This window comes from Devosia sp. A369 (assembly GCF_054489345.1).
The window spans coordinates 17,814-43,144 of the sequence record NZ_JBTMWV010000007.1 but is presented as its reverse complement, the minus strand read 5'-3'; the positions used below and the strand labels follow the sequence as shown (position 1 = coordinate 43,144).

The 25,331-nt window shown below is 63.2% G+C and carries 26 protein-coding genes; 17 read left to right on the top strand and 9 right to left on the bottom strand.

Annotated elements, in window-relative coordinates; all coding sequences use genetic code 11:
* Positions 1-166: 166 nt before the first annotated feature.
* From ACX3OZ_RS10860 to ACX3OZ_RS10830, 7 genes are all read left to right on the top strand, one after another.
* Positions 167-625, top strand: coding sequence for a GtrA family protein (locus tag ACX3OZ_RS10860; protein ID WP_459095948.1), 459 nt, complete (start codon positions 167-169; stop codon positions 623-625).
* Positions 622-1,248 carry a class I SAM-dependent methyltransferase gene (locus ACX3OZ_RS10855; protein WP_459095949.1) on the top strand — a complete coding sequence of 209 codons (627 nt, stop codon included), beginning with the start codon at positions 622-624 and terminating at the stop codon, positions 1,246-1,248. Before ACX3OZ_RS10860 ends, ACX3OZ_RS10855 begins: the two co-directional genes overlap by 4 nt.
* Before the next feature lie 66 nt (positions 1,249-1,314).
* Positions 1,315-1,962, top strand: coding sequence for a ThuA domain-containing protein (locus tag ACX3OZ_RS10850; protein ID WP_459095950.1), 648 nt, complete (start codon positions 1,315-1,317; stop codon positions 1,960-1,962).
* A 107-nt stretch (positions 1,963-2,069) separates the two neighbouring features.
* Positions 2,070-2,936 (top strand): cytochrome b/b6 domain-containing protein, encoded by an 867-nt coding sequence (locus tag ACX3OZ_RS10845; RefSeq protein WP_459095951.1) that lies wholly within the window; start codon positions 2,070-2,072, stop codon positions 2,934-2,936.
* Complete coding sequence (locus ACX3OZ_RS10840; RefSeq protein WP_459095952.1) at positions 2,933-3,721, top strand: molybdopterin-dependent oxidoreductase; 789 nt, start codon at positions 2,933-2,935, stop codon at positions 3,719-3,721. The genes ACX3OZ_RS10845 and ACX3OZ_RS10840 overlap by 4 nt, the downstream gene beginning before the upstream one ends.
* Before the next feature lie 341 nt (positions 3,722-4,062).
* Positions 4,063-5,598, top strand: a complete 1,536-nt coding sequence (locus ACX3OZ_RS10835) for a DEAD/DEAH box helicase (RefSeq protein ID WP_459095953.1) — start codon at positions 4,063-4,065, stop codon at positions 5,596-5,598.
* Between the two features lie 63 nt (positions 5,599-5,661).
* Positions 5,662-6,540, top strand: a complete 879-nt coding sequence (locus tag ACX3OZ_RS10830; RefSeq protein WP_459104507.1) for a 2-dehydropantoate 2-reductase — start codon at positions 5,662-5,664, stop codon at positions 6,538-6,540.
* A 23-nt stretch (positions 6,541-6,563) separates the two neighbouring features.
* Here the strand turns inward: ACX3OZ_RS10830 and ACX3OZ_RS10825 are convergent, their stop codons facing one another.
* The 8 genes from ACX3OZ_RS10825 to ACX3OZ_RS10790 form a co-directional block, all read right to left on the bottom strand.
* A complete protein-coding gene (locus ACX3OZ_RS10825) occupies positions 6,564-7,979 on the bottom strand; it encodes an alpha,alpha-trehalose-phosphate synthase (UDP-forming) (protein ID WP_459095955.1) in 1,416 nt (471 codons plus the stop codon).
* Between the two features lie 24 nt (positions 7,980-8,003).
* A complete protein-coding gene (gene otsB, locus ACX3OZ_RS10820; RefSeq protein ID WP_459095956.1) occupies positions 8,004-8,798 on the bottom strand; it encodes a trehalose-phosphatase in 795 nt (264 codons plus the stop codon).
* Between the two features lie 399 nt (positions 8,799-9,197).
* Positions 9,198-9,821 (bottom strand): nucleoside deaminase, encoded by a 624-nt coding sequence (locus tag ACX3OZ_RS10815; RefSeq protein WP_459104506.1) that lies wholly within the window; start codon positions 9,819-9,821, stop codon positions 9,198-9,200.
* 57 nt (positions 9,822-9,878) lie between these two features.
* Positions 9,879-10,655, bottom strand: coding sequence for an META domain-containing protein (locus ACX3OZ_RS10810; protein WP_459095958.1), 777 nt, complete (start codon positions 10,653-10,655; stop codon positions 9,879-9,881).
* Between the two features lie 78 nt (positions 10,656-10,733).
* Positions 10,734-11,234: an ureidoglycolate lyase gene (locus tag ACX3OZ_RS10805; RefSeq protein WP_459095959.1), complete on the bottom strand. Its 501-nt coding sequence runs from the start codon at positions 11,232-11,234 to the stop codon at positions 10,734-10,736.
* 2 nt (positions 11,235-11,236) lie between these two features.
* Positions 11,237-12,058 carry a bifunctional allantoicase/(S)-ureidoglycine aminohydrolase gene (locus ACX3OZ_RS10800; protein ID WP_459104505.1) on the bottom strand — a complete coding sequence of 274 codons (822 nt, stop codon included), beginning with the start codon at positions 12,056-12,058 and terminating at the stop codon, positions 11,237-11,239.
* 36 nt (positions 12,059-12,094) lie between these two features.
* Positions 12,095-12,778 (bottom strand): glutathione S-transferase family protein, encoded by a 684-nt coding sequence (locus ACX3OZ_RS10795; RefSeq protein WP_459104504.1) that lies wholly within the window; start codon positions 12,776-12,778, stop codon positions 12,095-12,097.
* Positions 12,779-12,829: 51 nt separating this feature from the next.
* Positions 12,830-13,165 (bottom strand): ArsR/SmtB family transcription factor, encoded by a 336-nt coding sequence (locus ACX3OZ_RS10790; protein ID WP_459095962.1) that lies wholly within the window; start codon positions 13,163-13,165, stop codon positions 12,830-12,832.
* Between the two features lie 49 nt (positions 13,166-13,214).
* Here ACX3OZ_RS10790 and ACX3OZ_RS10785 point away from each other — a divergent pair, with 49 nt between their 5' ends.
* Complete coding sequence (locus ACX3OZ_RS10785) at positions 13,215-13,667, top strand: SRPBCC family protein (RefSeq protein ID WP_459095963.1); 453 nt, start codon at positions 13,215-13,217, stop codon at positions 13,665-13,667.
* A 75-nt stretch (positions 13,668-13,742) separates the two neighbouring features.
* Positions 13,743-13,889 (top strand): hypothetical protein, encoded by a 147-nt coding sequence (locus tag ACX3OZ_RS10780; RefSeq protein ID WP_459095964.1) that lies wholly within the window; start codon positions 13,743-13,745, stop codon positions 13,887-13,889.
* A gap of 6 nt (positions 13,890-13,895) precedes the next feature.
* Here the strand turns inward: ACX3OZ_RS10780 and puuE are convergent, their stop codons facing one another.
* Positions 13,896-15,311 (bottom strand): allantoinase PuuE, encoded by a 1,416-nt coding sequence (gene puuE / locus ACX3OZ_RS10775; protein WP_459104503.1) that lies wholly within the window; start codon positions 15,309-15,311, stop codon positions 13,896-13,898.
* 152 nt (positions 15,312-15,463) lie between these two features.
* Here puuE and uraH point away from each other — a divergent pair, with 152 nt between their 5' ends.
* The 8 genes from uraH to ACX3OZ_RS10735 are packed head-to-tail and all read left to right on the top strand — an operon-like array spanning position 15,464 to position 25,155.
* Positions 15,464-15,820 carry a hydroxyisourate hydrolase gene (gene uraH / locus ACX3OZ_RS10770; RefSeq protein WP_459095966.1) on the top strand — a complete coding sequence of 119 codons (357 nt, stop codon included), beginning with the start codon at positions 15,464-15,466 and terminating at the stop codon, positions 15,818-15,820.
* Between the two features lie 3 nt (positions 15,821-15,823).
* The gene (gene xdhA, locus ACX3OZ_RS10765; protein WP_459104502.1) at positions 15,824-17,290 is read left to right on the top strand and encodes a xanthine dehydrogenase small subunit; all 1,467 of its coding nucleotides are present in this window, start codon (positions 15,824-15,826) and stop codon (positions 17,288-17,290) included.
* A complete protein-coding gene (xdhB, locus tag ACX3OZ_RS10760; RefSeq protein WP_459104501.1) occupies positions 17,290-19,620 on the top strand; it encodes a xanthine dehydrogenase molybdopterin binding subunit in 2,331 nt (776 codons plus the stop codon). The genes xdhA and xdhB overlap by 1 nt, the downstream gene beginning before the upstream one ends.
* A 40-nt stretch (positions 19,621-19,660) precedes the next feature.
* A complete protein-coding gene (gene xdhC, locus ACX3OZ_RS10755) occupies positions 19,661-20,524 on the top strand; it encodes a xanthine dehydrogenase accessory protein XdhC (protein WP_459104500.1) in 864 nt (287 codons plus the stop codon).
* A 1-nt stretch (position 20,525) separates the two neighbouring features.
* Positions 20,526-22,058: an ABC transporter ATP-binding protein gene (locus ACX3OZ_RS10750; protein ID WP_459095970.1), complete on the top strand. Its 1,533-nt coding sequence runs from the start codon at positions 20,526-20,528 to the stop codon at positions 22,056-22,058.
* The gene (locus tag ACX3OZ_RS10745) at positions 22,042-23,124 is read left to right on the top strand and encodes an ABC transporter permease (RefSeq protein ID WP_459095971.1); all 1,083 of its coding nucleotides are present in this window, start codon (positions 22,042-22,044) and stop codon (positions 23,122-23,124) included. The genes ACX3OZ_RS10750 and ACX3OZ_RS10745 overlap by 17 nt, the downstream gene beginning before the upstream one ends.
* A 2-nt stretch (positions 23,125-23,126) precedes the next feature.
* Positions 23,127-24,047, top strand: a complete 921-nt coding sequence (locus tag ACX3OZ_RS10740) for an ABC transporter permease (protein WP_459096105.1) — start codon at positions 23,127-23,129, stop codon at positions 24,045-24,047.
* A 25-nt stretch (positions 24,048-24,072) separates the two neighbouring features.
* Positions 24,073-25,155, top strand: coding sequence for a BMP family ABC transporter substrate-binding protein (locus ACX3OZ_RS10735; protein ID WP_459095972.1), 1,083 nt, complete (start codon positions 24,073-24,075; stop codon positions 25,153-25,155).
* Positions 25,156-25,331 lie beyond the last annotated feature (176 nt).

Genomic DNA, 25,331 nt, shown 5'->3' with positions numbered 1-25,331 from the left:
ACATCTCCAATGCTCATGCGCACCATGCTGTGATGGGGGTTCAACAACTGTTGACCATGGCGCAAAACAATGCGGCGAGGCGCGGTGAGTAAACCAGCGGGAAAGGCGGGTGCGCTAGGCTATCTGGCAAATCCCGCCCAGCTGACGATAAGGATGACCACCGGCCATGAGCGCTGCTCTGCAAAGCCTGATGCGCGAAATGCCCCGCCGGCGACCGGACCCGCCGGGCGCCAGTGACCCGGTGGCGTTTCTCGCCATCGGCGCGACCAGCGCCATCGCCTTCGTGCTGCTGTCGACGCTGCTGATCTGGCTCGATAGCGGCCTGCCCAATTGGGTGGTCAATACGCTCTGCTATGGCGGGTTCGTGGTGCCGGTCTATCTGCTGCACCGGCGGTTTTCGTTCAGTACGCAGGCGTCCCACCGGCAGGCGCTGCCGCGCTATGTTGCGGTGCAGGCCATGGCCCTGGTGCTGACCGCGCTGTTTGCGTTTATTTTCCACGAGCTGTTGGGACTGCCCACCATAGTGGCCGCAACCCTGGTGGTGGGGATGACCGTTAGCGTCAATTATGTGGTGTTGCGCCGCTGGGCGTTTGCGCAGCCCCGGCTGGAGGAAGCTCTGGCATGATCGCCAATAGTGCCAAGAATTTGCTCAATCAGGTGCATGACAAGGTTATTTTCGGCCGCCGTGTCCAGGTGCTGGCGCAGGCGCTGGCCGCCGCGATACCGACCGGCGGGCGGGTGCTCGATCTGGGCTGCGGCGATGGGCAGGTGGCGCTCGGCCTGATGAGGCTGCGCCCCGATCTGGCGGTCGAGGGCGTCGATGTCATGGAGCGCAAGCACAGCCATATTCCGGTCACGGTTTATGACGGGGCGACGCTGCCCTTCGCCACTGGTAGTTTTGACTATGTGACCATTGTCGACGTGCTGCATCACACCGACGACCCGGCGGCGGTGCTTGCCGAAGCGGCGCGCGTTGCGGCTGTGGGTGTGGTGGTCAAGGATCATCTGCGCGAGGGGCTGCTGGCCGGCCCGACGCTGCGGCTGATGGATTGGGTGGGCAATCGCGGCCATGATGTGCGGCTGCCCTACAACTATCTCGATAGCGCCCAATGGGACGCGGCCTTCAGGGCGGCGCAGCTCACCAAAAGCAATTGGCGCGACGAATTGGGCCTTTATGGCGCGCCGCTCAACTGGCTGTTTGAGCGCAAACTGCACTTCGTGACGCGGCTGGAATCCAGCGCTGCGTGATGCTGGGGTTTCAATACTGAACCAGTCGGGTATTCTCCGCGCCGTTGATTTGCGGGGAATAGCAGCATGAAGAGTGCATTGATCGTCTATGGCGGCTGGTCCGGGCACGACCCTGAGGAATGCGCCGCCATCTATCGCCGATGGCTGCATGAGGATGGATTTTCGGTGCGTATGGCCACGGAAACCAGTGCTTTCGCTGATCCGGCCATTCACGACCTGTCCCTGATCATTCCCATCTTCACCATGAGCAAGATTGCCAAGGAAGAGGTAGAGAACCTCACCAAGGCCGTGCAGAACGGGGTGGGGCTGGCCGGCCATCACGGCGGCATGAGCGACGCTTTCCGCGATTCGGTGGATTATCAATTCATGGTGGGCGGCCAGTGGGTGGCCCATCCCGGCAACATTATCGACTACACAGTCGACGTGGCCGATCCGCTCGATCCGGTGATGGCGGGGATCAAGGCGTTCCCCTACACCTCCGAGCAATATTACATGCATGTCGACCCCTCCAATAAGGTGCTGGCGACGACCACCTTCAGCGGCGAACACGCGCCCTGGATCGAAGGCGTGAAAATGCCGGTGGTGTGGAAGCGCCACCACGGCAAGGGCAGGGTGTTCCATTCGACGCTGGGCCATCAGGCCAAGGAATTCGAAAACCGCGAGATGGCGACGATCATGCGCCGCGGCATGAACTGGGCCGCTCGGGAGGAATAGGGTTTTCGCAACCCTGACCCCGCGCGGGGTTGCCTCTCTCCAAGTCTTGATTGGAAACTTGTCGCCACGCCGGACCGTATCTGATGGAGTAGATGCCGGAGGGGCGCATGAGTGTGATTTCGCAGAGCGGGCAACCTGTTGCATTGCCGACCAGCAAAGGCCCGCTGATCTATCGCCAGTCGATCTGGACGCGGGTGACCCATTGGGTGTGGGCGCTGTGCCTGTTCTTCCTGCTGCTGACCGGGCTGCAGATTTTCAATGCCCATCCGGCGCTCTATATCGGCCAGCAATCGGGCTTCGAGTTCAACAACGCCATTCTGCAGATCGATGCGATCAATACCCCCGAAGGCCCGCGCGGGCGGACGACTGTTTTCGGGCGCTCGTTTGATACCACCGGCGTATTGGGGATGAGCGGCAGCGCCGAGCGGCCGGTGTTCACCGCTTTTCCGGGCGCGGTGACGATCCCGTCCTATCGCGATCTGGGCACCGGACGGGTGGTGCATTTCTTCTTCGGCTGGGTGTTGGTCGCCACCCTGTTCGTGTGGTTTCTCGCCAGCTTCATCAATGGGCATATGCGGCGCGACATCGTGCCGATGCCGGCTGACCTCAAGGGCCTGCCGGGCGATGTGGCCGACCATGCGCGGCTGCGCTTCAAGCATCGGCGCAGCTATGGGCCGCTGCAGAAACTCAGCTATTTCACCGTGTTCTTCATCCTGTTCCCGCTGATCATCGCCACCGGCCTGACCATGAGCCCGGGGCTCAATAGCGCCGCGCCATTCATGCTCGATCTGTTCGGCGGGCGGCAGACGGCGCGGACCATCCATTTCACCGTCATGCTGCTGCTGGTGGCATTTTTCATCATTCACCTGATCATGGTGCTGGCGGCCGGGCCGCTCAACGAGCTGCGCTCGATGCTGACCGGCTGGTATCGCACCAGCCCCGGCACGCCGGATGGCAAGGGAGACAGACCATGAGCGGGTTGATCACGCGCCGCAATTTCCTGCGCAGTTCCGTGCTGGCCGGGTCGGGGCTGGCGCTGGCCGGTTGCGATCAGTTCGATTTCCTCGGACAGCGCGACAACAGCGTGCGCCAGATGCTCGAGCAGGCCAATGTGCTGACCTACAAGGCGCAGCGGGCGTTGATCGGCGAGCAGACGCTGGCGCGCGAATACGCCGCCAGCGAAATCCGCCAGGGCATGAAACCGAATGGCTCGGTAGCGCCCAGCACGCCGGAATATCTGTTCCTGCAGATGCAGGACTTCGCCAGTTACAAGCTGACCATCAAGGGCATGGTGGAGCGCGAAGTGAGCTTTTCGCTCGATCAGCTGCGCAACATGCCGGCGCGCAGCCAGATTACCCGGCATGATTGCGTCGAGGGTTGGAGCTGTATTGCCAAATGGACCGGCACGGCGCTTGGCCCGCTGTTGGATGAGGCGGGGGTGAAGCCGGAGGCGCGCTTCTGCGTCTATCACTGCTTCGACAATATCCAGCGCACGCTGAGCGGCGATATTCTCTACTATGAGAGCAGCGACCTGATCGACGCCTACCACCCGCAAACCATCCTCAGCTATGGGCTGAACGATCAGGTGCTGCCGGTGGCCAATGGCGCGCCGATCCGCCTGCGCATCGAACGGGCGCTGGGCTACAAGCAGCCGAAATATCTGCACACCATCGAGCTGGTCGATGATCTGTCCCCCTTCGGTCAGGGCAAGGGCGGCTATTGGGAAGACAATGGCTACGACTGGTATGGCGGGATTTGAGGCTCGACCGAGCGGTCAGGACAACCCCGCCATGCGCGGCACGAACCCGATTCTCCTTGCCATTTCGGCAGGTTTGCTCCATATGACCAGCATCGTCGCAGCCGGGCTTGTATGCCCGCACCCATTCATAGCGACGGACTTCATCTTCTTATCCCCTGCGGTGAGCGGCGAAGTCAGCCCGGAAACTCTTTTGTCCGGGTTCGAGCCAGCACCCGCGCGATATCCCAAATTTATCGCCCGATTGCATCTGTTGACCCGCCGACGCTTTGCGTCTGGCGATATGTGCGCTGGATTGTCCTGCGCGCTCGCAGCGCCGCATCGGCGCAGAAAGATTTGTTCAGTTGAACGACTTTATTTCCCTCGGCCTGCCCGCCGTTCTGACCGACAGCCTGACGGCCCACGGCTTCACCGAGCCCACCAAAATTCAATCCCTGGCCATCCCCAAGCTGCTGGAAGGCAAGGACGTGATGGGCATTGCCCAGACCGGTTCGGGCAAGACCGCCGCTTTCGGCCTGCCGATCCTGGCTGGCCTGCTGACCCTGACCGGCCGTCCGCGGCCGCTGACCACGCGCGCCCTCATTCTGGTGCCGACGCGTGAACTGGCGGTGCAGATCGACGAGAGCATCCGCAAATATGCCGGCTCCAAGATGAAGCTGGATACCGTGCTGCTGCTGGGCGGCGTATCGCGCTACCATCAGGTCAAGCGCCTCGAGCGCGGCGTCGACATCGTTGTCGCCACTCCGGGTCGCCTCAAGGATTTGATGGACGACGGCAAGATCAAGCTCAACGAAACCCGTTGGCTGGTGCTCGACGAAGCCGACCGGATGCTCGACATGGGCTTCATTGCCCCGGTGCGTGCCGTGGTCAAGGCTATCGGCATCAAGCGCCACACCATGATGTTCTCGGCCACCATGGCCCCCGAAGTCGCCGATCTCGCCAAGACCCTGCTGCAGGATCCGGTGCGCGTCGATGCGTCGGTTGCCGGTTCCACCGTGGTCAAGATCGACCAGCGCGTCATTCTCTCCGGCGCCAAGGCCAAGCGCGGCGTGCTCAACGAGCTGCTGACCAGCGACGAAGAGAAGATGGATCGCGTGATCATTTTCGCGCGCACCAAGCATGGCGCCGACCGCGTCGCCAAGAATCTGGAAATCGACGGCCACAAGGCTGCCGCCATCCATGGCAATAAGAGCCAGAATGCCCGCCAGGCGGCCCTCAAGGGCTTCTCCAGCGGCAATGTCCGCATCCTGGTCGCCACCGATATCGCAGCGCGCGGCATTGACGTGCCCGGCATCACCCATGTGGTCAATTACGAGCTGCCCGATGATCCGGAGAACTATGTTCACCGCATCGGCCGCACCGGTCGTAACGGCGCTTCGGGTTTCGCCATCACTCTGTGCGATGGCACCGAGCGCGGCAAGCTGCGCGACGTGGAACGCCTGATCCGTCGCACCTTGCCCTATACCGGCGACCTGCATCTGGCCAATGACACCGGCGTGGTGGAAGCGCCCCGCTCGGCTTACAAGAAGCCATCCGGTGGTCGTCAGCCGGGCCCGCGCACGGCCAAGAACCCGCGCCAGCCGCAGGCGGATCGCCGCTCGCCGGCCGAGCGTCGTCCCTTTGCTGAATTCAGCAAAGAGGGCAACAACAAGAGCCAGCCGCATCACCAGCCGTCCGATACCCCGCGCACCCGTCCCGAGGGCACCCAGCCCGCGCGTGGTGTGCGTCGCGACATGGAAACCGGCAAGCCGATCGCGGCCAAGCCAGCTGGCGCCAAGCCTGCCGGCGAGAAGAAGCAGCGCTGGGGCAAGGCGCAGAAAGATTCGCTCAAGACCAATGGCCGTTCCAATGCCGATCGCTCGCGCGGTCGCGTGGCCTAAGCAAGAGCAATAGACTGCAAAGGGCGGCCCGGTGGCCGCCCTTTTTCGTTGGGGGGACACGATATGGCATCCATCGCGATTATCGGGCCGGGCGCCTTGGGCGGCACCTTTGCCGCCTGGCTGGCGCAAAACCCCGACCACGACATCACCGTCTGCGCCCGCACGCCCTTCGCCTCGCTGCGCGTCGAGACGCCGGTGGGGGTGCTGACAGCAACGCCGGAGGTCATCACCGATCCCAGCCTGGCGCAGCCGGTGGATTGGGTGCTGGTGGTCACCAAGGCCTATGATGTGGCTTCCACCGCGAAGTGGCTCGACCGGCTGGTCGGTACAGGCACACGCGTGGCGGTGCTGCAGAATGGCGTCGAGCATGTGGCGCGCTTTGCCGAACTCCTGCCGGGGCGTGCCATCGTGCCGGCGATAGTGGATATTCCGGCGCTGCGGCCGGGACCCGGCCATATGGTGCAACTGAAGCTCGGCTGGATCGTGGTGCCTGAGGGCGCCGACGGGGATGATTTCGTGGCGCTGTTCGCCGGCAGCAAGATCGATGTGTCGACCGTGCCGGACTGGACCTCGCGGGCCTGGGGCAAATTATGCCTCAACTGCGCCGGGGCGGTGACGACGCTGACCATGCGCTCGACCGGGCCGGTATGGTCACCCGAGATCGAGACCATGGTGCGGGGCCTGGTCGAGGAATGCGCCGCCGTGGCGCGGGCCGAGGGCGCGGTGATCGATCCAGCGGTGATCGAGGCGGTGGTGGACGGCGCGCGCAAGGCGCGGGAAGGCGCCAGCAACTCAATGTATGCCGACCGGCTGGCCGGCCGACCGCTGGAGCTGGATACGCGCAATGCGTCATCGTGCGGCTGGGCCAGAAACACGGCATCGCCACCCCGCTCAATGCCCTGTTCGTCGCGCTATTGGCCGCGTCGGGAACGCCGTGGGTGACCAGCAACTAGCACAGAAGGGGATCAGGCCACCGACGCGAGATACAGGATATCGCGCGCGGTGCCATCCTTGGCAGTGGAGGCGGGGGCGAGGCGTTCGAGAAAGCTGATCGACCAGTCGTCCACATTGTGCTTGCGGGCGGCGGCCATCAGGGTGGTCCAGCGGGCACGGCGTTCGTCGAGCGGCATGTCCAGCGCCATGCGCAGAGCCTCGGCGGTCTCATCGGTATCGAACGGATTGACCTGGATAGCGTCCTCGAAGATTTCGGCAGCGCCGGCAAAGCGGGATAGCACCAGCACACCGGGGTCTTCGGGGTTTTGCGAGCCGATGAATTCATGGGCCACCAGGTTCATCCCATCGCGCAGTGGCGTCACCAGAGCCACGCGAGATAGCCGGTAGAGACCGGCGAGGCTGGGCTGGCCATAGGCGCGCTTGACATAGGTCAGGGGCTGCCAGTCAGGCTCGGCGAAACGTCCCATCACCCGGCCGCAGATCGCATCGAGCGTGTCGCTGGTATCCTGATATTCCTTGATCGTGTCGCGTGAGGGCGGCGCCACCTGCAGCAGATGGACCTGACGGCGAAACCGCGCCTCGCGCGTGAGAAGCTTTTCATAGGCTTCCACACGCTGCGGCAAGCCTTTGGAATAGTCGAGCCGGTCGACGCCCAGGATCAGTTTTTGACCGTAAAGCGCGCGCTCCATGCGCTTGACCATCTTGGTCGCGGCGGCGCTGACGGAGAGGCGCGCGAAAGCATCCGGATCGGAGCCGATGGGGAAAGCGGCGATCTCGGTGCGGCTGAAATCCACCGATCTGAGTGGGCTGCCAGACAGGCTCGACGGCGATTGATGCTCGGCGAATTCGGTGAAGGCGGCGACGTCCCGATTGGCCTGCAGGCCGACCAGATCGTATCGCGAGAGGTCGCGCATCAGTTCCTGATTGTGCGGAATGGCGTAGAGCGCATCGGGAGACGGAAACGGGATATGCAGGTAAAAGCCGATGCGATTGCGGGCGCCGAGCCGGCGTAATTCGCTGGCGAGCGGGATCAGGTGGTAATCATGCACCCAGATCACATCGTCGGGCTTCAGCAGGGGCAGCAGGGCGCGGGCGAACTGCTGGTTGACGCGGCGATAGCCCTCATACCAATGCCCCTCGATGGTGGCGAGATCGAGCCGCAGGTGGAAGCTGGGCCACAGGATCGAGTTGGAAAATCCGGCATAATAGGCGTCGTGGTCGGCGCGGTTGAGATCGATCTGCGCCACCGACAGGCCGTCGATATCCTCGAAGCGTGCAGCATCACCAGGCGTGTCGACCAGCTTGCCGGACCAGCCGAACCAGAAGCCCGCGCGTTCGGACAGTGTCTTGCGCAAGGCGACAGCAAGGCCGCCTGCCGCCGGCCCCTTGCCCGGGGTGCGGTTTGAAACAACGATCAATCGGCTCATGTGGCGCCCCTCGGCGGTCTTGTCTTAATGGGGCAGGCCGGCGTCATGGAGCAGGCCGGCTTCGCGGTCGCGCGCGGCGATGTCGCCAAGCCCCTGGATCAGGGCATGCACCGAAGCCACATTGGCAATGCGCATGCGGGCCGCCGTCTGGCCTTCGCCCAGCTTGATGCCGACGCCACCCAGTTCCTGCGCAGCAATGAAGGCGTCTTCGTCGCTGGTGTCGTCGCCGATAAAGATCGGGGTGCGGCCGAGAAACGGTGCTTCGCGCATGAAGGCGCGTAGCGCCTGACCCTTGCTGACGCCGCGCGATCTTGCCTCAAGCACCATCTTGCCGGGCACCAGGGTGAAATCGGTGACGCTGTGGATGGCCTCTTCCATGGCGATGCGCACGGTGGTTTCGAGTTCGGGCGCTTGCCGGAAATGCAGGGCGACCGCGCCCTCCTTGGTTTCCAGCAGCAGCGTCGGGTGAGATTCGAGGAGTGGCGCCAGCATATGGGCGATTTCTTCGGCGGCCAAAGCGCTGGCCGGATCGACGGCCTCAATGAAGCCATCGGCACGACGGCGCTGGGTGCCATGCGCGCCGGCAATCGGCAGATGCAGCGGCGCCAGATATTTGTCGATATCGGCGATTTCGCGCCCGGTCAGCACGGCGAAGGCGCTGTCCAGTTCGCGCGCCGCGCGCTCCAGCTGCGGCGCCAGCGAGGCCGGGACCTCGATACTGTCAGGGGTTTCGGCCAGCTCGACCAGGGTCCCGTCGAAATCGGTGAAAATGGCCAATTGGGGCACGGCTTGCGGGGGAATTGCATCAATCTGCGACATCGCTCGGCCCTTCCACGGAAAATCTCTGGAGGAAGAACGCGCGGGGCGGGGGTTTGGTTCGCTCGCATGGCAGGCATGCGGCAGTCGTGATTGTGAATGGCAGCTAAACGCGGCATTGCTGCGCCGTTCAACCCCGCGATTTTATACGAGAGACAGCTTCATCCATGTCCGGATCATTCCGAATGTCCCAGCTGCTTCTCACCGCGCTGTTTGCCATTGCCCTGAGCTTTCTCACCTTTGCCGCTTCGTTTGCCGAAGTGCCGCGCAGTGAGATCGTGCCGGTGCTGGTGCAGGACTGATTTACTCAGTCACGGAAATTCCACTCCCCCAGATCGTCACCCTCGGGCCTGACCCGAGGGCGTTTGCGATTGGGGGCGGGCCCTCAGGTCAAGCCCGAGGCTAGGCCAGCGGGATGCCCTTGTTGCCCTTGTCGGCCTGGTAGATGGCCGAGAGATCAGCATAGAGGCCGTTGAGGTCATCGAAGCGCGCCAGCAGCAATTCCTTGTGGCCGCGGTCGAGCCCGGCAATCATCTGGGCGATGTTGTGGCTGGTCCAATAGGCATTGCTGCGATTGTAGAGCGGGCGATCCGGGCTGGCTTCGCTGCGATCCGGGTCGGGAACGGCATAGACGCCCTTCAGAATCTGGATGTCGTAGGGAATGGCAAAGTTGTCGGCGCTGTCCTGATGGCTGAACAGATAATAGAAATTGTCGAAACCCGACCAGGTGATGCCCGACAGGCAGAGCGAGCAGGGCTCGTGGGTGGCGACGAAGATGCAGTCTTTCGGATCGGGGCGCTGGTCGGCGGGGATTTCGAAAAAGCGCTTGATGGCGTGCATTTCGCCATGCCAGAGCGGGTTCTCGATTTCATTATTGGTTTCGGCAACCACCACCGACAGATCGGATTTGCGCAGGATGGCGGCGCCGAACAGCTTGTTGCCGCGGGCCACGCCACTGCGCGTGACCGGCGCGATTTCGTGTTCGATGACGTCGAGCAGGCGGGAGATGAGATCGGCGGTATCCATGTCGGCCCCAGATAAGAGAGGCCCAAGCCTAGCCATGGATGGTCCGAATGGGAAGGCTCAGGGTGCGCGGATCAGTCCGAGCAGCGGTACGCCGGCGGCATCGACCAGCTTGAGCGTGTCGCCCTCCAGCAGGTAGCCGGCGGTGGCGCCGAGCGCGGCAAAGAAGCGGGCCTCCTGCGCCATGACCGTCGGTTCGCAAGCCATGCGGGTGCCGGCAATAGGACCGAAGGCAAGCGGCGAGTCAGTCTCAAAACTGGCTTCAGTGAAGTAATTGTTGCAGCCGCCATTGCCACCGGCCCGCAGATCGGCGGCGACGGAGAAGGTGAGCTTGCTGCCGCCCAGCACCGGATCGCCGCCAATGCTGGTGACCGTCCAGACCATATCGAGCAGGGGATTGGGTGGTTCGACGGGGGGCAAGGCGGCCTCCGGGGCTTCATGGGGCGAGGCGGGGACGGCGGTGACGACGATCCGCACCGGCATTGGCGCGGCAGCATCGACCGGGACCGGCTCGGCATTGCGGAACAGGGTGCGCCCGGCACTGCTGATTTCAGCGAGCAGGCCATAATCGCCGCCCGGCTTGATCACCGTACTGCGCACGTTGAGGGTGAACTGCAGCGGCACCGAACCGGCAATGGCGCCTTCGGCCCCGACAATCGGCGTGCCGGCGGGCAGGGCCACCAGCATGATGGTCAGCCTTGCATCCGGCGGCAGGGCGATACGCTCGCGATAGCTGACATCGCCGGTAAAGGTGAGGTCATTGGCGAAGCCGGGGAGGGCGAGCATCAGCAAGGCGATCAAGGCAATGGCAGCGCGGACCGCTGTTTTGAAAAACATGGTGATCTCCTTGTCGCGTCCCCGACAAACTAGCGCAGCAGTGCGACGGTTTCGAGGGGAGGTGCAGCTTGGGGTGAATCAATCAGCTCGGACAATAGTCCACGGCATGTCAAAATGATGCTCTTCGAGGTTGATGCCATCGCCGCCGCGGTCCACCACCAGGAAATCGGCAGGCTCGTCGAGCGGGGTGAGGACGCCATGCCAGGTGTTCATGGCGATGTTCACCCCCTGGCCCGGCTCGGGCAGGAAAGCCCGCAGCCGCACCGGCCGGCCGCTCTCGTCTTCAGCGACGACAACCAGCCAGGATGCGGCGGCCAGCGGATAAAACGCCTGGCTGCCCAGCGGGTGGCGCTCGACCAGCTTGAGCGCCAGCGGCAGGCTGTAGGGCTGGCCGCGAAACACCGAGATCAGCGGGCGGGGATGCACCCCGCCCAGCTCGACCCGCGCCAGATCGTGATAGCGCTCGGTCATGCCGTTATTGATCGGATAATGCTGCGCGCCCTCGGTCTCGATGACCTGCCCGAAGGGAGCAAAGGCCTCGGCGGTCAGCTTCTCGACATGGATGATGGTGTTGCTCATGGCTAGAACGGCAACTTGGCGTGGCGGTTGACGTCCTTGTAGAGCAGATAGCGGAAGCGGCTCGGGCCTGCGTAGCAAGCCTGCGGGCAGAAGGCGCGCAGCCACATGAAATCGCCGGCTTCCACTTCGACCCAATCGCGATTGAGCCGATAGACCGCCTTGCCTTCGAGCACGTAAAGCCCGTGCTCCATGACGTGGGTTTCCTCGAAGGGAATGACCGCGCCGGGTTCGAGCGTGACGATATTGACATGCATGTCGTGGCGCAGATCGGTGGGTTCGACAAAGCGCGTGGTGCCCCAGCGTTCCTTGGTGTCGACCATCCAGCGGATCGGCTTGGCCTGTTCATTGGCGACGAAGGCGGTGGGCATATCGATGCCGGTGACGCGCTCATAGCGCTTGCGCACCCAATGGAAACGGGCCGGGGCGGCGCTGCGGTTGAACAGGGTCCAGTTGCAGCCGGGCGGCAGGAAGGCATAGCCGCCCTCGGTCAGTTGGTGCGCCGCGCCTTCGATGGTGAGGCTGAGTTCGCCCTCGACCACGAAGATTATGCCCTCAGCTTCGGTATTGGGCTCGGGCTGGGCGCTGCCGCCACCGGGCAGCACTTCGACGATATATTGCGAAAACGTCTCGGCAAAACCCGAGAGCGGGCGTGCGATAACCCAGAGCCGGGCCTGCTCCCAATGGGGCAGGTGGCTGGTGACGATATCGCGCATCACGCCATGAGGAATGAGGGCATAGGCCTCGGTGAACACGGCGCGGCCGGTGTGCAAAGCGGCCTGCGTGGGCATGCCACCGGGCGGGGTGGCGTAGGTCGTGGTGGACATCAGTATTCCTGTAGCTGGCGCGGCGGTGGCGCGACCTTAGGCAGTGTGGCGATCATCGGCGACGATGCGGCCGACGGCAAGGGCTGCGTCTTCATAGACTGCCTTGCGCCAGGTTTCGCTCAGTGACGCGGCGTACCAGTCGCGCATCGAGGGCAGTTCGAGCAGGCGCTGTGCATAGGCGGCCGCCGGGGCGCTCAATTGTAGGCCATAGGTCTGCACGCGGAAGGCGACGGCGGTGTAGAAGGCGTCAACGGCGGTGAATTTGTTGCCGGCGAGGAAGGGACCGCCGAAACGGCTCAGCCCGTCGCACCACAGCGCATCGAGCCGGGCAATGTCGGCGGCAAGGCCCGGGGAGATCTCGGCCAACTCAACACGTATGCCGATATTCATGCTGCAGATGTCGCGCAACTGGCCAAAGCTGGAATGCATTTCGGCTGCGGCCGAGCGGGCAAAGGCGCGTGCCGCCTTGTCGGCGGGCCAAACCTGGGGATGGCTCTCGGCGACATATTCGGCGATGGCGAGGGAATCCCAGACCACGATGTCGCCATCGACCAGGCACGGGAAGCGGCCGCTGGGCGAGACGTCACCAAAGGCCAGTGCCGGGCCGTCATTGAACGGGCGCAACTGCTCGGTGAAGCCAATCCCCAATTCCCGCAGCAGCACCCAGGGGCGCAGCGACCAGGACGAATAATTCTTGTTGGCGACATAGAGCGTGAACATAAGCGAGCCTCCGTTTATCTGGCGATAAACCCTTGGCAGGCGCGCGGCAAGTCAGGCGTCAGCGGGGACTTCCAGCTCGCGCTTGAGGCGGTTCAGCATGCTGCTGGCATAGGCGGCATAAGGGCCGATCCAGCGCTCATGAATGGCCTGGATCGGCAGGGCGTCGAGATGGTTCCAGCGCTCGCGGCCACGGCGCTCGGCAATCACCAGCCCAGCCTCTTCCAGCACCCGCAAATGCTGCATCACCGTGCAGCGGTCCAGCTCGGGCAGCAGCTCGCAGAGCTGGCCGGTGGTGTGGGGCTCGCTTTTCAGCACGTCGCAGATCTGCCGCCGGGTGCGGTGGCCCAAGGCCTTGAAAATCAGATCATTTTCGTCTTCGATTGACATGTTATGTTTTTATAACATATGTTGACTTCGGTCAAGCAAGGAGTATCCCATGGCATATGATTTCACAGTGAGCGGGCGCATCGCCAAGCCGGTGCACGAAGTGTTCGAGGCCGTGGCTGACCCGGCCAAGCTGTCCGGCTATTTCACCACCGGCGGCGCGGTGGGCCGGCTGGAAACCGGAGCAGTGGTGACCTGGGATTTTGCCGATTTCCCCGGCGCTTTTCCGGTGCGCGTCGAGCGCGTCGTGGCCAATAAGGAAATCGTGCTGCACTGGCAGGCGGCGCCCGATGGCGGGCCGGATTACGATACCGACGTGATCATGAGTTTCGAGGCGCTCGAGGATGGCCGCACGCTGGTGTCGATCACCGAAAAAGGCTGGCGCGAAGGCGAGCCGGGCCTCAAGGCGGCCTTCGGCAATTGCCAGGGCTGGACCGGCATGCTGTGCGCGCTCAAGGTCTATCTCGAGCACAGCATCAATCTGCGCGAGGGGTTTTATAAGTAGGGCGTGGCACGCCCAGCATGCCTAACCGCCCGTTAGGGTTACCAAATCTTCAAACATTGGGCGGATGCTGAGGGAATGAACCAGCATCCTGCCCAACTCGGCGTCGTGCCCCATTCCTGGCTGCAGCATCATTTGCCGTGGCTCAGCCTACTGGCGCTGGTGCTCAACTTGCTGCAGGACGAACCCGCCAGCCACATTGCCCCCGATGAGCTGAACGGGTAGGGTCCGCTACCCCAGCAACCCCTCCAGCCTTAGCATCGCGATCCGCTCCACTTGCCGGCACGCCGTGGCAAACTCCGTCGCCGCATCATTGTCGATGCGCGTCTCGAAGGCCACGAGAATGCTGGCCTTGGTGTTGTCGCGCACGGCGATGATGAAGGGGAAACCGAATTTATCGACATAGGCGGCGTTGAGGATGGTGAAGCGCTCGCGCTCGGCATCGGTCAGCGCATCGAGCCCGGCCGAGGCCTGTTCGGCGGTGGAGGCTTCGGTCAGGCGCTTGGCGGCGGCGAGTTTGCCGGCGAGATCGGGGTGGGCACGCAGCACGGCGAGGCGTTCTTCAGGCGTCGCCAGCCGGAACTGGGTGCGCAGTGCAAATTGCAGGCCCACCGCCGTATCATTGGCTGGCCCCAATTCCCCCGCCCAGGCGCGTTCGGCGATCCAGGGCGAGTGCTCGAAGATCGAGCCATAGCGAGCGACAAAATCCGTCTGGTCGAGCTGGGACGGCACCACCTCCGGCGCGACATAGGGATGCTCGCGCGCCCAATGCTCGGCGATGGCCAGCCGCGTCGGCAGCCAGACCTTGTCGAAGCTCTTGATGTAGTCGATGAATTTCTTCAGCCCCTGATAGCGGCCCGGCTGGCCGACCAGCCGACAATGCAGCCCGATCGACATCATCTTGGGCGATCCGGCCTCGCCCTCGGCATAGAGGCAGTCAAAACTGTCCTTGAGGAACTGGAAATATTCCTCGCCATTGGCAAAGCCCGAGGCGGTGACGAAGCGCATGTCGTTGGCGCTCAGCGTATAGGGGATGATCAGCTGCGGGCGGTTCTGATGCACGCGCCAATAGGGCAAGTCGTCGTCATAGGTGTCCGAGACATAGGCAAAGCCGCCTTCTTCGGACACAAGATCGACGGTGTTGAGCGAGCAGCGCCCGGTGTACCAGCCGCGCGGACGTTCGCCGGTGGCGATGGTGTGCAGCCGCACCGCTTCGGCGATCTGTTCCCGCTCCTGCTCGGCCGGCATGTCCTTGTGCTCGACCCATTTATAGCCGTGGCTGGCGATTTCCCAGCCGGCGTCCTGCATGGCGGCAAGCTGGGCCGGGGCGCGCATCAAGGCGGTGGCGACGCCATAAATGGTGAGCGGCAAATCGGCTTCGGTGAACAGCTTGTGCAGCCGCCAGAAGCCGGCGCGCGCGCCATATTCATACATCGATTCGATATTCCAATGGCGCAGCCCCGGCCAAGGCGTGGCCCCCACCACGTCGGCGAGAAAGGCTTCCGAGGCGGCATCGCCATGCAACACGCAATTTTCCCCGCCTTCCTCGTAATTCAGCACGAATTGCACCGCCACATGGGCGCCCCCGGGCCAATTGGCGTGTGGTGGCGTAGGGCCGTAGCCGTGCATGTCGCGGGGATAGCGCATTGATCTGCCTCGATTGGTGGTAGTGCGATATTACGTGTCTGCTGGTGCGGAACAAGATGCACAAAAATGGACCAGTTGGTAAAAAATGAGCATTGCGCAACGGTGCCGATGCGATAGTCTCATGCTCAGGGGAAGACGAAAGGGAGCAATTCATGGCGGGAAGTGGACGCCTCACCACGCATGTACTGGATACGACGCACGGCAAGCCGGCGCGGGGCATGCGGATTGAATTGCTTTATGTGCATGGGGACCACACCCATCACATCACCGACAGCTATACCAATGAAGATGGTCGGGTGGATCAGCCGCTGCTGGATGGCGAGCAGTTCCAGCATGGCGAGTTTGAAATCCATTTCCATGTGGGGCAATATTTCGAGCGGCTGGGCGTTGAACTGGAAACACCATTTCTTGATGTGGTGCCAGTTCGCTTCACCATCTCGGAAGACAGGCATTATCATGTGCCGTTGCTGGTAAGCCCGTTTGCCTATTCCACCTATCGGGGGAGTTAGGACATGACTGAAATATCCCATGTGATCCGCTTCATCCTCAATGACGAGGAAGTCAGCCTTACTGATGTGAAGCCGGATACCACTTTGCTCGATTGGCTGCGGCTGGAGCGCCGTTTGCGCGGCTCCAAGGAAGGCTGCGCCGAGGGCGATTGCGGGGCCTGCACCGTGCTGGTCGGGCGCCTGCATGACGACGATATCATTTATGACTCGGTCACCGCCTGCATCCGCTTCGTTGGTAGCCTGCATGGTAGCCACGTGGTCACCATCGAGCATCTGCGCGGCAAGGATGGCCAGTTGCACCCGGTGCAGCAGGCGATTGCCGATTTCCATGGCAGCCAATGCGGCTTCTGCACGCCCGGCTTCGTCATGAGCCTTTATGGGCTGTGGATGCGCAATCCAGACCCGAGCCAGAGCGCCATCGAACACGCGCTACAGGGCAATCTCTGCCGTTGCACCGGCTATGCGCCGATCATCCGCGCGGCGCAGGCGATCTCCAGCTATGGCCAGCCGCAGGGCGATCCGCTGCTGGCCGAGCGCATTGCGCTCAAGGGCAAGATCAAGGCGATCCATGACGGGTCGCGGGTCGAGTTGGGCGACGATGCCGACCGCATTATCGTGCCGGCCAATCTCGATGATTTCGCCGCCATCTACGAAGCCAACCCGACCGCTACCATCGTCAACGGCTCGACCGATGTCGGGCTGTGGGTCACCAAATTCATGCGCGCCATCGGCCCGGTGATTTTCATCAATCACCTGCAGGAATTGAAGCGCATCGCCGAGAATGCCAGCGAAATCCGGTTTTATGCCGGGGTGAGCTATTCCGAGGCGCTGCCGGTCATTGCCGCGGCTTTCCCCGAGATGAGCGAATTGTGGAACCGCATTGCCGGTGAGCAAATCCGCAATATGGGCACCATCGGCGGCAATATCGCCAATGGCTCGCCGATCGGCGATACGCCGCCGCCCTTCATCGTGCTCGGCGCCAAGCTGCATTTGCGCAAGGGGAGCCATCGCCGCGAGATCAAGCTCGAAGATTACTTCATCGCCTATGGCAAGCAGGATCGCCAGCCGGGCGAGTTCGTTGAAAGCGTCACGCTGCCGCTGCTGCCCGCGGGCGAGAAATTCGCCGTCTACAAGATTTCCAAGCGTCGCGAGGAAGATATTTCGGCGCTGTGCGGGGCATTCCGCGTCTTCGTCAACGATGTTGGCGTGGTCGGCATGGCGCGCATCGCCTTTGGCGGCATGGCCGCCACGCCCAAACGGGCCAAGGCGGTCGAGGCGGCTTTGGTCGGCAAGCCGTGGACTCTGGAAACCATCGAGGCGGTCACCCCGTTATTCGCTGAGGACTATCAGCCGATCTCGGACATGCGCGCCAGCGCCGAGTATCGCCTGCTGAGCGGCCAAAACCTGCTCAAGCGGTTTTTCCTCGAAACCACTGGCCAGGGCCAGCGGCTCAAGCGGGAGGTGGCGTGATGAACAAGCTCGAAATCGCGATTCCGGTGACGCCGCTGCACAGCTCCAGCCGCCACGATAGCGGCCCCAAGCATGCCACCGGCACTGCCGAATATATCGACGACATCATCGAGCCGGCTGGCACCATGCATGCCTATCTGGCGCTCTCCACCAGCGCCCATGCCGAGATCGTCTCCATCGACTACAGCGCGGTGAAAGCCGCGCCCGGCGTCATCGGCGTGCTCACCGCCGACGATATTCCCGGCGAAAACGAGATCAGCTCCAGTCATAAGCATGACGAGCCGGTGTTTCCGGTCGACAAGGTGCATTTCTGGGGCCAGCCGCTGTTTGCGGTGGTCGCCGAAACCCGCGATCAGGCGCGGCGCGCGGCTCATCTGGTCAAGGTCGAATATAAGGAATTGCCCTTTGCCCTCGACGTGCGCGCAGCGCAGGCAGCGGGCGGCAAGCTGGTCACCGACCCGCTGAAGCTAGAGCGCGGCGACGTTGCTGCCGGGCTGGCTGGCGCGCCGCGCCGGGTCAAGGGCTCCATCGAAATCGGCGGTCAGGACCATTTCTATCTCGAAGGCCAGATTTCCATGGCCGTGCCGGGCGAGGATGAGGATGTCACCCTTTATTCCTCGACCCAGCATCCCAGCGAGGTGCAGTTGATGGTCGCCGCCGTGCTCGGCATTCGCCACCACGCGGTTACGGTCAATATCCGCCGCATGGGCGGTGGTTTCGGTGGCAAGGAAAGCCAGGGCAATCTGTTCGCCGTGGTCGCCGCCTTGGCTGCCAAGAAATGGAATCGCGCCTGCAAGATTCGTCCCGACCGCGACGACGACATGACCGCCACCGGCAAGCGCCACGATTTCGTGGTCGATTACGATGTCGGCTATGACGATAGCGGCAAGATCCACGCCGTCGACGCCGTTTATGGCGCGCGCGCCGGCGTTAATGCGGACCTGTCCGGCCCGGTCACCGACCGCGCGCTGTTCCACGCCGACAATGCCTATTGGTATCCGGCGGTGCGGGTGCGCAGCGAGCCGCTTTACACCAACACCGTCTCCAACACTGCGTTTCGTGGCTTTGGCGGCCCGCAGGGCATGCTGGCGGCCGAGCGCTGGATCGAAGACATCGCCTATGCGCTGGGCAAGGACCCGCTCGACATTCGCAAGGCCAATTTCTACGGCACCGACACCGACAATGTGACGCCCTACCACCAGACGGTGGAAGACAATATCGTCCACCGCATTGTCGATGAGCTGGAAACCTCGTCCGATTATCAGGCCCGTCGCGCCGCGGTCCTGAACTATAACGCAGGCAGCCCGGTCCTCAAAAAGGGCATCGCGCTGACCCCGGTCAAATTCGGCATCTCCTTCACCGCCACTTGGTACAATCAGGCCGGCGCGCTGGTGCATGTCTATAAGGATGGCTCCATTCATCTCAGCCATGGCGGCACCGAGATGGGGCAGGGGCTGCATATCAAGGTGGCGCAGGTGGTGGCCGATGCCTTTGGCGTCGGGCTCGACAGCGTCAAGATCATGGCGACCACTACCGGCAAGGTGCCCAACACCTCGGCCACTGCCGCCTCCTCGGGCTCCGATCTCAACGGCATGGCCGCCTGGGATGGCGCAAGACAGATCAAGGAGCGGCTGGTCAAGCATGCGGCCAAGCTGCATGACGTCAGCGAAGCCGATGTCAGCTGGGTGCAGGGCGGGGTGCAGGCCGGCGCCAAATTCGAGCCCTTCGCCGAACTGGTGGCCTCGGCCTATCTCAACCGGGTGCAGCTCTCTGCCGCCGGCTTCTACGAAACCCCGAAAATCCATTGGGATCGCGCCACCGGGCGCGGCCATCCCTTCTATTATTTCGCCTATGGCGCTGCCGCCAGCGAAGTCACCATCGACACGCTGACCGGCGAATATACCGTCGATCGCGTCGATATCCTGCACGACGTGGGCCGCTCGCTTAATCCGGCCATCGATATCGGCCAGATCGAAGGCGGCTTTATCCAGGGCATGGGGTGGCTCACAACCGAAGAGCTGGTGTGGGACGCCAAGGGCCAGCTGCGTACCAAGGCGCCGTCGACCTACAAAATCCCGCTCGCCTCCGACGTGCCGCCGATCTTCAACGTCAAGCTGGCCGAATGGTCGGTCAACAAGGAGCCGACCATCGGTCGCTCCAAGGCCGTGGGCGAGCCGCCGCTGATGCTGGCGATGTGCGTGGTGGAAGCACTGTCGATGGCCGTGGCCAGCGTCGCCGATTACACCATCGCCCCCCGCCTCGATACGCCGGTCACCCCCGAACGCGTGCTGATGGGCTGCGAGCGATTGAAGCGTGAGGCACGGGGATGAGCACGCTGCGTGTAGCAATCTCGGGCGGTGGAACGCCTCCATGACCTCCCGCAGCGCCGACCTCGCCCGCTTTTTTGCTGCGACGCCTGACGCTATCGTTTGCGAACTGACCTCCGTGCGTGGTTCCAGCCCGCGCGCCCAGGGCACCTTCATGCTGGTCGGCCCCACCACCCTGTTCGGCACCATTGGTGGCGGCGCGCTGGAATATATGGTTATCGAACATGCCCGCCGGCTGATCATTTCCGGTCGCGCCACCGAGGTGATGGATGTGCCGCTCGGCCCCGAAATCGGCCAATGCTGCGGCGGCCGCGTCGATGTCAGCCTGTATTATGTCGACGCCGAACGCCGCGAAATGCTGGCGGAGCAGGTGATCGCCGAGGATTCCGCGCTGCCGCATGTATTCGTCTTCGGTGCTGGCCATGTCGGGCGGGCGCTGGCGCGCATGCTGGCGCAGCTGCCGGTGCAATTGGACGTCATCGACACGCGGCGCGAGGAACTTGCGCTGCTGCCGCCCGAAATTGCCGGCCACGCCGTCGCCATGCCCGAGGCCGTGGTGCGCTCCGCCCCCGTCGGCAGCAGCTACGTCATCGTCACCCATGACCATGCGCTAGATTTTCTCATCGCCCAAGAGGCGTTGGCCCGCACCGACAGTCCTTATGTCGGCATGGTCGGCAGCCGGACCAAACGCGCCAGGTTCGCCAGCTGGTTCAAAACCGAAGGGGGCGACGCCAAAGCTCTCAGCCGCCTCATTTTACCCATCGGCCAGCAGGGCCTTGGGGATAAGAGGCCCGAAGTCATTGCGGTACTGGCAGCCGCTGAGATTATGGTTCACATTGGGCACCGGGAAGCCGACAGCGTGCGGGCACGTGCCTCCAACCAACTGGGGACGGTGATTGGACGCTAGTATGCCCTTTCGGCTCGAATTGACCGGTATTACCAAAAGCTTCCCCGGCGTGCTCGCCAATGACGACGTCTCCTTTGCCGTCAGACCGGGCGAGATCCACGCGCTGCTGGGCGAAAACGGCGCCGGCAAATCCACTTTGGTCAAAATGATCTACGGCATCATGCAGCCCGATAGCGGTGAAATCCGCTGGGATGGCCAGCCCGTGGTGATGACCAACCCCAAGGCCGCCCGCAAGCTGGGCATCGGCATGGTGTTCCAGCATTTCAGCCTGTTCGAGGCGCTCACCGTGCTGGAAAACATCGCGCTGGGCATGGACGCCAAGATTCCGTCGCGGGAACTGGAGGCGCGCATCCGCGAGGTGATGCGCAAATACGGGTTGCTGCTCGATCCGCATCGCACCGTCGCCACCCTGTCGGTGGGCGAGCGCCAGCGCATCGAAATCGTCCGGGCGTTGCTGCTTGATCCCAAGCTGCTGATCATGGATGAGCCGACTTCGGTGCTCACGCCGCAGGAAGTCGAGCAATTGTTCACCGTGCTGAGCCAATTGGCGGCGCAGGGCTGTTCGATTCTCTACATTTCCCACAAGCTCTATGAAATCAAAGCCTTGTGCGACACCGCCACCATTTTGCGCGGCGGCAAGCTGGTCGACACCTGCGATCCGAAGGTGGAAACCAGCCGCTCGATGGCCGAGAAAATGATCGGCAAGGGCCTCAAGGACATCGTGCGCGCCGAAGGCCGGGTGATGGGCGGGCCCAAGCTGGTGGTGTCGCATCTGTCGACCCCCAAAAGCGGCCATTTCGATGTGCCGGTCAATGATGTGAGCTTTTCCGTGCGGGCCGGGGAAATCTTCGGCATCGCCGGCGTCGCCGGCAATGGCCAGAATGCGCTGCTCGACGCGCTCAGCGGCGAAGTCGCTGGCGGCCACAAGGATGCGCTGAGCATTGACGGGCATGCACTCGGCCTGCTCGACACCACCGGCCGCCGCAAGCGCGGCCTCTGTGCCGTGCCCGAAGAGCGCAATGGCCACGCCGCAGTGGGCGATTTTACCCTCGCCGATAATTCGGTGCTGACGGCGCGCAACCGGCTCGGCATGGTGGTGATGGGCCTGATCAATTCCGGCGCTGCCAATAGCTATACCGGCAAGGTGATCGCCGATTTCGCCGTCAAGGCGCTGGGCCCGGGCTCGACCGCTGGCTCGCTGTCGGGCGGGAATCTGCAGAAATACATCATGGGCCGCGAAATCCTGCAAAAGCCCAGCGTGCTGGTGGTCAGCCAGCCGACCTGGGGCGTCGATGCCGGCGCGGCAGCGGCGATCCATCAGGCGCTGGTCGATCTGGCGGCGGCGGGCTCGGCCATTGTCGTTATCAGCCAGGACCTCGACGAGTTGCGGGTGCTGAGCGATACGCTGGCGGTGATCAATATGGGTCGGCTCAGCCCAGCCCGGCCGACCGGCGAATGTACAGTGGAAGAAATCGGGCTGCTGATGGGCGGCGTTCACGGGGCAGAAGAGGTGAGCGATGCAGTTCCGGCTTGAGAAACGGGCTGAGCCCAGCAGGGCCATGCTCTATCTGACCCCGATTGGAGCCGTGCTGGCCACGGCCCTGGTCGGCGCCATCATTTTTTCGATGATCGGCTATGACGGCATTCGCGCCGTGCGCGAGATTTTCGTCACCCCCATTCTCAATCCGCTGAAATGGCAGGATCTGGCGGTCAAGTCCGCGCCGCTGATCATCATCGCGGTCGGCCTGGCCATCGGCTATCGCGCCAATGTGTGGAATATCGGCGCCGAGGGGCAGTATATTCTGGGCGGGCTGGCCGGTACCGGCGTCGCGCTGCTGACGCGCGACTTCTCCGGGCCGTGGATTTTGCCGCTGATGATCGGCGCCGGCATGATTGGCGGCATGAGCTGGGCGCTGTTGCCGGCGCTGTTGCGCACGCGGCTGCAGGTCAATGAAATTCTCACCAGCCTGATGCTCACCTATGTGGCGATCCAGCTGCTCAATTATCTGGTGATCGGGCCGTGGAAAGACCCGATGGGCTTCGGCTTCCCGCAGACCCGCATGTTCACCGCCGATCAGCTGCTGCCGCATATCATTCCGCGCACCATCGTGCATCTGGGCGTTCCGATTGCGGTGGTGGTGGCGATCATCGCCTGGTTCGTCATGAGCCGGTCGGTGTTCGGCTATCAGGTCAAAGTGGTGGGCGCCGCGCCCAATGCGGCGCGCTATGGCGGCTTTTCGGTCAATCGCACCATCTGGCTGGCGCTGCTGACCAGTGGCGCATTGGCGGGGCTGGCCGGCGTGCTCGAAGCGGCCGGGCCGTTCGGGCGCATGGTGCCGTCCTTCCCGACCAATTACGGCTTCACCGCCATCATCGTTGCCTTTCTCGGGCGGCTGCATCCCATCGGCATCATCTTTGCCGGGCTGGCCATGGCGATTGTCGTGGTGGGCGGCGAGGTGGCGCAGACCACCATTCAGCTGCCGGCGGCAGCCGTGGGCATTTTCCAGTCGATGATGCTGTTCTTCCTGTTGGCGAGTGACTTGCTGGTCCGCTACCGGGTGCGTGTGGTGGGCAAACGCGCCGTGGAGGTCACACCATGAATATGGATCTGCTCGTTCCCATCATCATCACGCTGGTCGGCGCCTCGACTCCGATCCTGATCGCCGCTCTGGGCGAGCTGGTGGTGGAAAAAAGCGGCGTGCTCAATCTGGGCGTCGAAGGCATGATGCTGATCGGCGCGGTCGTCGCTTTTGCCGTCACCTATACCACCGGCAATCCGTGGCTGGGCATTCTGCTGGCCGCTGCCGCCAGTGCCGCCGCCTCGATGATCTTTGCCTTTCTCACTTTGTCGCTGTCGGCCAATCAGGTGGCGACCGGGCTGGCGCTGACCATTTTCGGCACCGGCTTTTCGGCGCTGTTCGGCCAGGCCTATACCGGCCGGCCCATCGAGATTTTCCGCTCGGTGTTTCCAACCGAGCTGGCAACCCACCCGTTCTGGCGTCTGGTCTTCGGCCATAGTCCGCTGGTGTATTTGTCGCTGTTTTTGGTGTTCGCCGTCTGGTGGTTCCTCAAAAAGACCCGCGCCGGGCTGATCCTGCGCGCCGTCGGCGAGAATGATCTGTCGGCCCATTCCATCGGCTATTCGGTGATTGGCGTGCGCTACGCCGCCGTGGCCTTTGGTGGCGCGATGGCCGGCATTGGCGGCAGCTGCTTTCCGCTGCTGCTCACCCCGCAATGGGCGGAAAAGCTGACGGCGGGGCGCGGCTGGATCGCGCTGGCGCTGGTGGTGTTCGCCGCCTGGCGGCCATTCCGCCTGCTGGGCGGGGCGTATCTGTTCGGGCTGGTGATGACCATCGAGCTGTACACCAAGGCCTCGGGCAGCACCGGCGGCATTCCCTCCGAATTCTGGGCGGCGCTGCCTTATCTGGCGACAATCGCTGTTCTGGTGTTGATTTCGCTGCGCCGTTCGGGTCATTCGGCGGCCCCGGCTTGTCTCGGCAAACCCTTTCTACCAACCAACTAGAAGACGTCAGAAGGAGAAACTACGCATGGCAATCTTCACTCGTCGTTCCGTGCTCAAGATCGGCGGCGCCAGCCTGGCTCTGCCGCTGCTCGGCGGTGTCGCTCTCGGCCAGGACGGCCCGCTCAAGATCGGCTTCGTCAATGTCGGTCCCAAGGACGACAATGGCTGGACCTTCGGTCACTGGACCGGCGCCAAGGCGCTGGAGGCCGAATTCGGCGACAAGATCGAAATCACCTTCGTGGAAAGCGTGCCGGAAGGCCCGGACTGCGAACGCGTGCTGCGTGAACTGGCCCAGCAGGGCAACAAGATCATTTTCGCCACCAGCTTCGGCTTCGGCGACTATGTGATCAAGGTCGCCCGCGAATTCCCCGACGTGATCTTCGAGCACGCCACCGGCTATCAGCGCGCCGACAACGTGGCGACCTACAACGCCCGCTTCCATGAAGGCCGCGCCGTCATGGGCACGCTGGCAGGTCACCTCTCCAAGACCAACACCATCGGTTATATCGGTTCGTTCCCGATCCCCGAAGTGGTGATGGGCATCAATGCCTTCACCCTGGCGGCTCGCAAGATCAACCCGGAGATCAAGGTCAATGTCGTCATGCTCTCGAGCTGGCACGATCCGGCCAAGGAAGCTGACGCGGCCCGTGCGCTGATCGATCAGGGTGCTGACATCATCGTCCAGCACACCGACGGTCCGGCGGCCCTGCAGGTTGCCGAAGAGCGTGGCATTGTGGGTGGCTTCGGCCAGGGCGCCGACATGAGCGCCTTTGCGCCCAAGTCACACCTCAGCGCCATCATCGACGTCTGGGCACCGCATTACATCCAGGTCGTCAATGACGTGGTTGCCGGTACCTGGGTCTCCGGCGACAGCTGGCCGGGCATTGCCGGCGGCGAAGTGGTGATTGGGCCCTATAACGAGAAGATCCCCGCCGACGTCGTTGCGGCTGCCGATGCGGTCAAGAACGGCATTGCTGATGGCTCGATCAACCCGTTCACCGGCCCGATCGTTGACAACACCGGCGCCGAGCGCGTCCCCGCTGGCGCCGTCGTCGATGACGCCGGCCTGTGGGCGATGGACTGGTACGTCGAAGGCGTCAACGCCTAAGCGTAGCGTCAATTATTGTCAGAGGCGGGCCAAGGCCCGCCTCTGCATCTTTTCGGCATCCAAAAACTCGATGTCATCCCGGCCTTGAGCCGGGACCCATCCTGAGATGGTTTCACCGGCGTGATCTCGAGATGGGCCCCGGCTCAGGGCCGGGGTGACATCGTGGGTGGTCATGT

What these genes read in the sequence shown, in the direction of transcription:
- ACX3OZ_RS10860 (WP_459095948.1), top strand. Translation starts at nt 167, where the DNA reads ATGAGCGCTGCTCTGCAAAGCCTGATGCGCGAAATGCCCCGCCGGCGA.
- ACX3OZ_RS10855 (WP_459095949.1), top strand. Translation starts at nt 622, where the DNA reads ATGATCGCCAATAGTGCCAAGAATTTGCTCAATCAGGTGCATGACAAG.
- ACX3OZ_RS10850 (WP_459095950.1), top strand. Translation starts at nt 1,315, where the DNA reads ATGAAGAGTGCATTGATCGTCTATGGCGGCTGGTCCGGGCACGACCCT.
- ACX3OZ_RS10845 (WP_459095951.1), top strand. Translation starts at nt 2,070, where the DNA reads ATGAGTGTGATTTCGCAGAGCGGGCAACCTGTTGCATTGCCGACCAGC.
- ACX3OZ_RS10840 (WP_459095952.1), top strand. Translation starts at nt 2,933, where the DNA reads ATGAGCGGGTTGATCACGCGCCGCAATTTCCTGCGCAGTTCCGTGCTG.
- ACX3OZ_RS10830 (WP_459104507.1), top strand. Translation starts at nt 5,662, where the DNA reads ATGGCATCCATCGCGATTATCGGGCCGGGCGCCTTGGGCGGCACCTTT.
- ACX3OZ_RS10825 (WP_459095955.1), bottom strand. Translation starts at nt 7,979, where the DNA reads ATGAGCCGATTGATCGTTGTTTCAAACCGCACCCCGGGCAAGGGGCCG.
- otsB (WP_459095956.1), bottom strand. Translation starts at nt 8,798, where the DNA reads ATGTCGCAGATTGATGCAATTCCCCCGCAAGCCGTGCCCCAATTGGCC.
- ACX3OZ_RS10815 (WP_459104506.1), bottom strand. Translation starts at nt 9,821, where the DNA reads ATGGATACCGCCGATCTCATCTCCCGCCTGCTCGACGTCATCGAACAC.
- ACX3OZ_RS10810 (WP_459095958.1), bottom strand. Translation starts at nt 10,655, where the DNA reads ATGTTTTTCAAAACAGCGGTCCGCGCTGCCATTGCCTTGATCGCCTTG.
- ACX3OZ_RS10805 (WP_459095959.1), bottom strand. Translation starts at nt 11,234, where the DNA reads ATGAGCAACACCATCATCCATGTCGAGAAGCTGACCGCCGAGGCCTTT.
- ACX3OZ_RS10800 (WP_459104505.1), bottom strand. Translation starts at nt 12,058, where the DNA reads ATGTCCACCACGACCTACGCCACCCCGCCCGGTGGCATGCCCACGCAG.
- ACX3OZ_RS10795 (WP_459104504.1), bottom strand. Translation starts at nt 12,778, where the DNA reads ATGTTCACGCTCTATGTCGCCAACAAGAATTATTCGTCCTGGTCGCTG.
- ACX3OZ_RS10790 (WP_459095962.1), bottom strand. Translation starts at nt 13,165, where the DNA reads ATGTCAATCGAAGACGAAAATGATCTGATTTTCAAGGCCTTGGGCCAC.
- ACX3OZ_RS10785 (WP_459095963.1), top strand. Translation starts at nt 13,215, where the DNA reads ATGGCATATGATTTCACAGTGAGCGGGCGCATCGCCAAGCCGGTGCAC.
- ACX3OZ_RS10780 (WP_459095964.1), top strand. Translation starts at nt 13,743, where the DNA reads ATGAACCAGCATCCTGCCCAACTCGGCGTCGTGCCCCATTCCTGGCTG.
- puuE (WP_459104503.1), bottom strand. Translation starts at nt 15,311, where the DNA reads ATGCGCTATCCCCGCGACATGCACGGCTACGGCCCTACGCCACCACAC.
- uraH (WP_459095966.1), top strand. Translation starts at nt 15,464, where the DNA reads ATGGCGGGAAGTGGACGCCTCACCACGCATGTACTGGATACGACGCAC.
- xdhA (WP_459104502.1), top strand. Translation starts at nt 15,824, where the DNA reads ATGACTGAAATATCCCATGTGATCCGCTTCATCCTCAATGACGAGGAA.
- xdhB (WP_459104501.1), top strand. Translation starts at nt 17,290, where the DNA reads ATGAACAAGCTCGAAATCGCGATTCCGGTGACGCCGCTGCACAGCTCC.
- xdhC (WP_459104500.1), top strand. Translation starts at nt 19,661, where the DNA reads ATGACCTCCCGCAGCGCCGACCTCGCCCGCTTTTTTGCTGCGACGCCT.
- ACX3OZ_RS10750 (WP_459095970.1), top strand. Translation starts at nt 20,526, where the DNA reads ATGCCCTTTCGGCTCGAATTGACCGGTATTACCAAAAGCTTCCCCGGC.
- ACX3OZ_RS10745 (WP_459095971.1), top strand. Translation starts at nt 22,042, where the DNA reads ATGCAGTTCCGGCTTGAGAAACGGGCTGAGCCCAGCAGGGCCATGCTC.
- ACX3OZ_RS10740 (WP_459096105.1), top strand. Translation starts at nt 23,127, where the DNA reads ATGGATCTGCTCGTTCCCATCATCATCACGCTGGTCGGCGCCTCGACT.
- ACX3OZ_RS10735 (WP_459095972.1), top strand. Translation starts at nt 24,073, where the DNA reads ATGGCAATCTTCACTCGTCGTTCCGTGCTCAAGATCGGCGGCGCCAGC.